Annotated in this window: 4 protein-coding genes; 3 read left to right on the top strand and 1 reads right to left on the bottom strand. The window is 40.5% G+C overall.

Going from position 1 to position 8,381, the window contains the following annotated elements; genetic code table 11:
• The 3 genes from E1176_RS19900 to E1176_RS19890 all read left to right on the top strand — a co-directional run.
• Positions 1-2,295 (top strand): ABC transporter permease (locus E1176_RS19900; protein WP_155212805.1); only part of this gene is annotated, 2,295 nt, incomplete at its 5' end.
• 219 nt (positions 2,296-2,514) lie between these two features.
• Positions 2,515-4,911, top strand: coding sequence for an ABC transporter permease (locus E1176_RS19895; RefSeq protein ID WP_155212804.1), 2,397 nt, complete (start codon positions 2,515-2,517; stop codon positions 4,909-4,911).
• Between the two features lie 93 nt (positions 4,912-5,004).
• Positions 5,005-5,559 (top strand): hypothetical protein, encoded by a 555-nt coding sequence (locus E1176_RS19890; protein ID WP_155212803.1) that lies wholly within the window; start codon positions 5,005-5,007, stop codon positions 5,557-5,559.
• Here E1176_RS19890 and leuS read toward each other — a convergent pair.
• On the bottom strand, positions 5,556-8,324 hold the full coding sequence (gene leuS / locus E1176_RS19885; protein WP_155212802.1) for a leucine--tRNA ligase: 2,769 nt from the start codon (positions 8,322-8,324) through the stop codon (positions 5,556-5,558). The genes E1176_RS19890 and leuS overlap by 4 nt on opposite strands.
• Positions 8,325-8,381 lie beyond the last annotated feature (57 nt).

Genomic DNA, 8,381 nt, shown 5'->3' with positions numbered 1-8,381 from the left:
TGCTGTATTGTCGCTTATCTCAACTACGAGTTTAATGTAAATTTTGATAAGAATGAGTCACCTGATATTTATCGCTTAGAGTCAGAGAAAATTCATAACGGCAAAAATCAAAGATTTGGTATTTCACCTTTGCCACTGGCAGCCATTCTTGATGAGAATTTTGAAGAAGTAACAGCTGTTTCTAGGTACATCTCAGAATACTCTAATTTCAGGGTTGACGATGAGTATTTTTCTGAGGGTGTAAAAATGGTAGATCCTGCTTTTTTTGATTTGTTCAGTTTCGAAATTCTGGAAGGATCAAAATCAGACCTGAAAGATAAAGCCAGTATATTCATAAGTAAAAAGCTGGCTGAAAAACACTTTGCCGATCAAAATCCTTTAGGCAAGCAAATCACCCACTTGTCTGAAACAGGCCCTAAAGACTATAAAATTGTTGGAATTTTTAAAGACCCCCCGCTTAACTCTAGTTTTGGAGGCTCATATTTTATTACCAATATCTCAAACTGGATAGATCTGCAGAACGCTAATCAAACTCGGTCAGGTATATCATCTGACTGGGGTCAAATGGTACTCACCTTTTTTAAACTTCAAAATAAGAGTGATAAAGACAAAATCGAATCAGTGCTGACGAGTGAATATTTAGAACCTCAAAATAAAGCACGTGTCGACCATAAAATTCAAAGCTATCAGATAGCGCCTTTTGCAGGTCTGGGTTTAAAGGCCTCTAAAGGCAAAATATTATCACACAGCCTTAGAAGAGCGGCACCACCACCAGCCGTAATTGTTCCGGCCATTATGGCACTTTTAATATTACTTATCGCTTGTTTCAATTTTACTAATACCTCTGTTGCTATAGCAGGTAAGAGGCTTAAAGAAATAGGCCTAAGAAAAGTTATGGGCGGCTTGAGAAGCCAATTATGTTTTCAATTCTTTTTAGAAAACACGCTTCTCTGTGCCGCAGCGCTAGTGGTAAGTTTGGCAATAGCTTCTTATTTGGTACCGGCCTACAGTCAGATGTGGCCATTTCTGGAGCTGAGTCTAAGTTTTGACGAAAACATAAGCTTTTATTCATTTCTTGTTTTCATACTGCTATTAACTGCGGTTTTAGCTGGTATTTACCCGGCATTTTATATTACAAAATATGAACCGGCCGCTATTATCAAAGGCTCTAATAAGTATGGAAGTACCGGAAAAATCACCTATATACTACTCACCTTACAATTTTCTATTTCTTTAATGTCAATTGTGCTGGGTATGGTTTTTTATAAGAACTCTATATTTCAAAAAGAGATGTCATATGGCTATGAAAGCGAAGGTGTAATATCTCTCCAATTTGATACGGCAGAAGAGTTCAATTCATTTAAAAACACGGTTAGCTCATATACCAAAATTAAAACTCTGGCTGGTTCGGTACATCACGTAGATCGTGGCTATATAAATGATCCTGTAGAGAACGGGCTGGTGAGCCATGATGTGGATATAATGCATATAGGAGATAACTACATGGAAGCTGTCAATTTCAGATTGCTACAAGGAAGAAAATTTCTCGATTACTCTGAAACTGACCAGAGAGAATCTGTAATTGTATCAGAAGAGCTGGTCAGGCGATTTGGGTGGGGTGATCCTATAGGTAAGAAAATAGTTTGGAGGGACACAATACCACTTTACGTAGTTGGTGTGATAGAAGATGTTTATTTGCGTGGGTTCTGGGATCCTGTAAGTGCTTTGATGCTTCGTTATGCCCCAGAGGAGGCTTATAAGTATATGACGGTAAAATCAAGTGCCGATGACCTGCAAGGAGTTGATAAATATTTTAAACAGGAGTGGAGTAAGCTCTTTCCCGATAAAATGTATACCGGTGAGTACCTGGATAATGGACTTGATAATGCTTCATTGATCAATAAAAACATCATAAGCTTATTCTTATTCCTAGCCTTTATTGCCACACTGATGTCGGCCCTGGGTTTGTTTAGCTTAGTTTCTCTAAGTATTATGAAGCAAACCAAGCAGATTGGTATCAGAAAAGTCTTAGGTGCTTCTATTCGGCACTTACTCTTTCTGCTTTCAGGTAAGTTTGTAGTGATTTTAGTTATTGCTTCAATATTTGGTTGCGTCATTAGCTACTACGCAGCAAACTTACTACTGAGTAGTATTTGGGAATACCACATTGTACCAGGCGTTTTTTCATTTGTAAGTTCAATCACTTTACTATTGATTGTGGCGCTAGGCACTGTAGGGCTCAAAGTTTACAATGCCGCTGTTTCTAATCCGACAGAGATCATTAGAGTTGAATGATTTGAATATAAGACGCATATAAACGAAAATTAGTATGCGACCATGTGAGCACTGACTTAAGTCGCACAAGATTCAAAAGTCAAAAAATACCGTTGTAAATTTCTTTTAGCCATTCGCTTATTATGGTGCAACCAGCTAAGCGCATTTGGCGTCTTACAAGAAACTGGGCAACCTATCTTCAAAAATTATGGGCTGTCTGTGCAACAACTCAATAACAACATGGTCAAAAATTATCTGAAAGTTGCTATGCGCAACATCTCAAGACACAAATTTTTTAGTGTCATAAACATTCTCGGGCTTACAATTGGCATTGCAGCCTGCTTGTTTGTATCGATGTATATCTACGATGAGCTTACCTATGATCATTTTCATGAAAAAGGTGAACGCATTTACAGAATGAACTTGCACGGAAAGCTTGGTGGACAAGAGATATATACCACCAGCACCAGCTTTCCTATGTCGAGAGCTTTGGTAGACGAAATACCCGAAGTAGAGGAGGCAACCCGCGTAAATGACATGGGTGAGTGGATATTTCGCAATGGTTCGATAGCTTTCAACGAAGAAGGTATTGTAGCCGCAGACTCAAATTTCTTCAGTGTTTTTAGCTTTAAGCTCTACGAAGGAAACCCTGAAACAGCGCTGCGCGATCCTCAAAGTTTAGTAATCAGTCAAAAACTAGCTGAAAAGTATTTTGGCAACGAATCTGCACTTGGTAAGACCCTGTCAATAGGCAATAATAAGAAGGAGTATCAGGTTACAGGCGTTATGGAAAATGAGCGGGGCGATTCTCATTTGAAGTTTAATGCGATCATTTCCACAGCCTCATTTGCATGGATGAATCGCGGCACCTGGTTAGATAACTCTGTCTACACCTACTATGTACTAAATAAAAATGGGAGTCCGGAAGATGTGGATGCAAAACTTGAGCCCATCATGGAGCGTAATGTGACTCCGGTATTAAAAGACTTTTTAGGCAAGTCTTTGGCAGAGTTTAGAAAGGAGGGAGGGATATACACCTACTTCAGTATGCCCTTGTACGATATACACTTAAGGTCTGAGATGCAAGATGAGCCTGAGCCTCCCGGAGATATGGCTTACGTCTACATTTTGGCAGGTATAGGCCTATTTATCGTCATACTGGCCTGTATTAATTTCATGAACCTCACCACGGCCAAATCTGCCGGGCGCGCCAAGGAGGTTGGGTTAAGAAAAACGCTGGGGTCTTTGCGTTCAACACTCATTACACAGTTTCTCACGGAGTCTATGATCTATGCTTTTTCTGCCGGAATATTAGCCGTAGTACTGGTGTATCTACTTTTGCCATTGTTTAATCTTATGTCAGGTAAAGTATTGATGTTTAGCACATTACTCAATCCTATAATCGCTGTAACTGGTGTCTTACTGATTCTTTTTGTAGGCTTTTTAGCTGGTAGTTACCCGGCTTTTTACCTGACCAGCTTTAGAATAACAGAAGTGCTCAAAGGCAAACTACGTGCAGGTATGAAAAGCGGAGGAATCAGAAGCTTTCTTGTAACGTTTCAGTTTTGGATTTCTATAGTTTTAATAATTTGTACAGCTATTGTATATCAGCAACTGCAATACGTGCAAAACAAAAATCTTGGAATAGATAAAGAACACATCGTAATCGTTGAAGATGTTGATAGACTGGAAAATAATAAAATGGCATTTAAAAATGCTTTGGATGCCGGTTCGGGTGTTTTAGGTACCAGTTTCTCAAATAACATGGTGCCAGGAGTAAATCAAACCACTGTGTATAGAGCCTCCGGTGATGATGAAGACAAAATTTTGGCAACCTATTTTACAGACTATGACCATGCAAAAACACTTGGGATAGAAATGGTTGATGGTCGCTTTTTCTCGCGTGATTTTAAATCTGATTCTATGGCTTGCATTATCAACGAAGCTGCTGCCAGAGAATTTGATTTCGATAATCCTTTAGAAGAGAAAGTAATAGATTTTAATGGAGAGCAGCCAAGAGAGCTACAGGTGGTTGGCGTCATGAAAGATTTCAATTTCGAAAGTCTTAAGATAAATGTGCGACCACTCATATTGAAATTTACGGAAACCGGTAATATACTATATGTACGTTTTTCCGGTGAGCAACCAGAAGATGTGTTGGCCACGATCGAAGCAAATTGGGATGAAATGGTGCCTGGTGAGCCTCTTCAATATTCGTTTCTAGATGAAGACTTTGATGCATTATTCAGAGCAGAACAACGCCTGGGCACAGTTTTTACTATTGTAGCTATATTTATTGCCTGTCTGGGGCTTTTTGGCTTAGCCGCCTTTATGGCTGAGCAGCGCACCAAGGAGATTGGAATCAGAAAAGTGATGGGTGCCAGTTTGTGGAGTGTGACATCTTTGATGAGCAAGGAGTTTGCAAAGCTTGTAATTATAGCATTTGTGCTGGCAATATACCCTTCATATTACGTGATGAATAGCTGGCTGAATGACTTTGCCAATCGTATCGAAATCAATGTTTGGGTCTTTGCAGTAAGCGGCATACTGGCCATTGCTATTGCGTGGCTCACGGTAAGTTACCAATCCCTCAAAGCCGCGAGGGTAAATCCTGTTAAATCGTTGAGGTATGAATAAGATAAGGGGATAAGTTGAACCTGTATTCATATCCATTTGCCGTTTATATTGTTAAACCTGTATCGAGATAGATTAATTACTATATTTATTGACGTGGAACAGGTTACTAAATATTGGCTTGATGAGGATAATAAAATCATCGACACAAATTCCTATTGGAATAGCTTTGCCATGGATAATGATGGGGGTAAGGTTTTACGAGACAGGGTAATAGGGAAACATCTATTTGGCTACATTGCTGATGACAATACCAGAATGCTGCTAGACACCCTCATATCCAGAGTACGCCATACCAAGAAAGAGATGACACGGCCTTACCGTTGTGACTCACCTCAACGCAAACGTTTTATGGAAATGAAAATTATCCCTCAGGAAGATGGGAAGATTTGCGTTGAAAATAGAATTTTAAGAGAAGAAGAACTAGCCGAAAGACGAGACTTTAAAACAGTTAAAAACGAAAAAGGACAGCCTTTTTTAAAGCGCTGTAGTGTTTGCAACAGAGTAAATGACAAAACGGGGTGGTACGAACCCGACCACCCACATGTTTCCAAGTATTTTACAAAGGGCAAACCTACTTTTGTTGCCTATTCTGTTTGTTCAGATTGTCAGCAAGACCTTAAAAACAGGCTGTCAAGGCTACAGGCCTAGACAACCACATTTACAATTTTCTTAGGCACAACAATCACCTTTTTAGGGTCTTTGCCCTCCATCCATTTTTGAATGGTTTCCGAAGCCAAAACCTGCTTTTCGATGTCCTCTTTTGGCATGTCGAGAGGGAAGCTCATTTTAGCCCTCATTTTACCATTTACAGACACCGGATATTCATGCTCACTTTCCACAAGGTGTGATTCATCAAACTTAGGGAATGTAGCCTCGGTAATGCTCGTAACGTTTCCTAGCTTATGCCACAACTCCTCAGCAATATGAGGTGCGTATGGTGAAATGATAATGATGAGGTCTGAAAGAATAGCAGCTTTGTTACACTTCAAAGCCGTAAGCTCATTCACGCAAATCATAAACTCACTTACCGATGTGTTGAAGGAGTAGCGCTCGATGTCTTCAGTAGCTTTTTTTATTGTCTTATGCAGTGCTTTAAGCTCAGCTTTGGTTGGCGCTTCCTGTGATACAAAGAAGTTGCCTTTATCATCATGGAAGAGGTTCCAGACCTTTCTCAAAAACTTAAATACACCATCAATACCATTGGTATTCCACGGTTTGAACTGCTCCAATGGGCCAAGGAACATTTCATAAAGTCTCAATGTGTCGGCCCCATATCTATTAACTATATCATCTGGATTGACAACATTAAAATATCTCTTAGACATTTTCTCTACGTCATGGCCGCAAATGTATTTGCCGTCTTCAAGAATGAATTCAGCATCTGCATTTTCTGCTCTCCATGCTTTAAACTTATCCAGGTTGAGTTCGTCATTGTAAACGATGTTTACATCGACATGCAAAGGGGTAGTCTCATAATCCTTTATCAGGTTGTAAGAAACGTATTTGTTGGTATTTTTCACTCTATACACAAAATTTGACCTACCCTGGATCATTCCCTGGTTGATCAATTTTTTGAAAGGCTCATCTACGGTGACTAAGCCCATATCAAATAAAAACTTTACCCAAAAACGTGAGTAGAGCAAGTGACCGGTAGCATGTTCAGATCCACCGATGTAGAGGTCTACATTCTCCCAATACTCCTGTGCTTCTTTGCTCACAAATCGCTCTTCGTTGTGCGCATCCATATAGCGGAAAAAGTACCAGCTTGAGCCAGCCCAGCCCGGCATCGTGCTCATTTCAATAGCATGTCCTTGCTCAGTTTGCCAGTCTTTAGCCCTACCTAGTGGGGGAGCGCCATCTTCAGTTGGCAAATATTTGTCCACCTCCGGAAGCACAAGAGGCAATTCTTGCTCGTCCATGAGGTAAGGCATGTCATCTTTGAAATAAACAGGCAATGGTTCACCCCAGTATCTTTGCCTGGTAAAGATGGCATCACGCATTCGGTAGTTGACCTTTGCTTCACCAATATTTCTTTTTTCTAATTCTTCGACACCTTTTTTGATAGCCTCATCGGGTGTGAGTCCATCAAGAAAATCTGAATTTATGATTTTACCATCTCTGGTAGCATCGGCCTGCTCCTCGATCTCCATATCATCGTTGATCTTTATGATCGGGAGATCAAATTTCTTGGCAAAATCGTAATCTCGTTGGTCACCGGCTGGTACCGCCATCACTGCACCTGTGCCGTAGCCGGCAAGTACATAATCTGCTACCCATACAGGCAGTTTTTCTCCACTAAATGGGTGTTCTACATAGCCACCGGTAAATACTCCGGTCACATGCTTCACGTCCATCATACGCTCACGTTCTGAGCGATTTTTAGCTACTTCGACATAATCCTTTACTTCTTGAGATTGCTCAGAAGTAGTTAGCTGCTCTACCAACTCACTCTCCGGGGCAAGCACTAAAAAGCTAACACCATATATTGTATCAAGGCGTGTGGTAAACACACTTATCTTTTCATCGTGACCTACAACTTTAAAATCAACCTCTGCGCCTACTGATTTGCCAATCCAGTTGCGTTGCATTTCTTTGAGAGGCTCAGGCCAGTCAATTTTTTCTAAACCTTGCAGCAGGCGTTCAGCGTAAGCTGTGATACGCATCATCCACTGCATCATATTTTTTCTTTCTACCGGGTGTCCACCACGCTCAGAGAAACCGTCTTTTACTTCATCATTAGATAAAACAGTACCAAGCTCAGGGCACCAGTTTACAGTGGTATTTGCCAGGTAGGCCAATCTGTATTTAAGAAGTATTTCTTGTTGTTCCTTTTCAGAAAATTCATTCCACTCCTCTGCAGAAAAGTTAGGTGTATCTTCATCACACTCAGCTTCTACCGCCTCATTACCACTGGTGGTGAAGGTCTCGATTAACTTCGAAATAGGTTCAGCTTTGTCATTTTTCTTGTTATACCAGCTGTCAAACAATTGCATAAAAATCCACTGAGTCCATTTATAGAACTTAGGATCGCTGGTACGCACTTCTTTTTCCCAATCAAAAGAGAAACCGATATTTTTAAGCTGCTCTTTGTATCGCTTAATGTTTTCTTCTGTAGTAATGGCAGGGTGCTGACCGGTCTGTATGGCATATTGCTCAGCCGGCAGACCAAAGGCATCAAAACCCATAGGGTGAAGCACATTAAAACCTTGCAGTCTTTTGTAGCGAGACACAATATCAGAGGCGATATAGCCAAGCGGGTGGCCTACATGGAGCCCGGCTCCTGATGGGTAGGGGAACATATCCAATGCATAAAACTTCGGTTTATCAGGATTCACTTCAGCCTTATAGCTGCTGTTTTCTTCCCAATACTGTTGCCACTTTTTTTCTATCTCGTTGACGTTGTAATCTGCCATTTTTTCTAATAATTGAGCTTTTTGGAATGAGCTGCAAAAATAAGAGAAATAGTGAAA

The sequence above is a fragment of the Fulvivirga aurantia genome, from assembly GCF_009711475.1.
GTDB lineage: Bacteria > Bacteroidota > Bacteroidia > Cytophagales > Cyclobacteriaceae > Fulvivirga > Fulvivirga aurantia.
This window is presented reverse-complemented; position numbering and strand designations above follow the sequence as displayed.

Bases quoted from the DNA above. Each gene is read 5' to 3' on its own strand.
- E1176_RS19895 (WP_155212804.1), top strand. From the start codon at position 2,515: ATGGTCAAAAATTATCTGAAAGTTGCTATGCGCAACATCTCAAGACAC.
- leuS (WP_155212802.1), bottom strand. From the start codon at position 8,324: ATGGCAGATTACAACGTCAACGAGATAGAAAAAAAGTGGCAACAGTAT.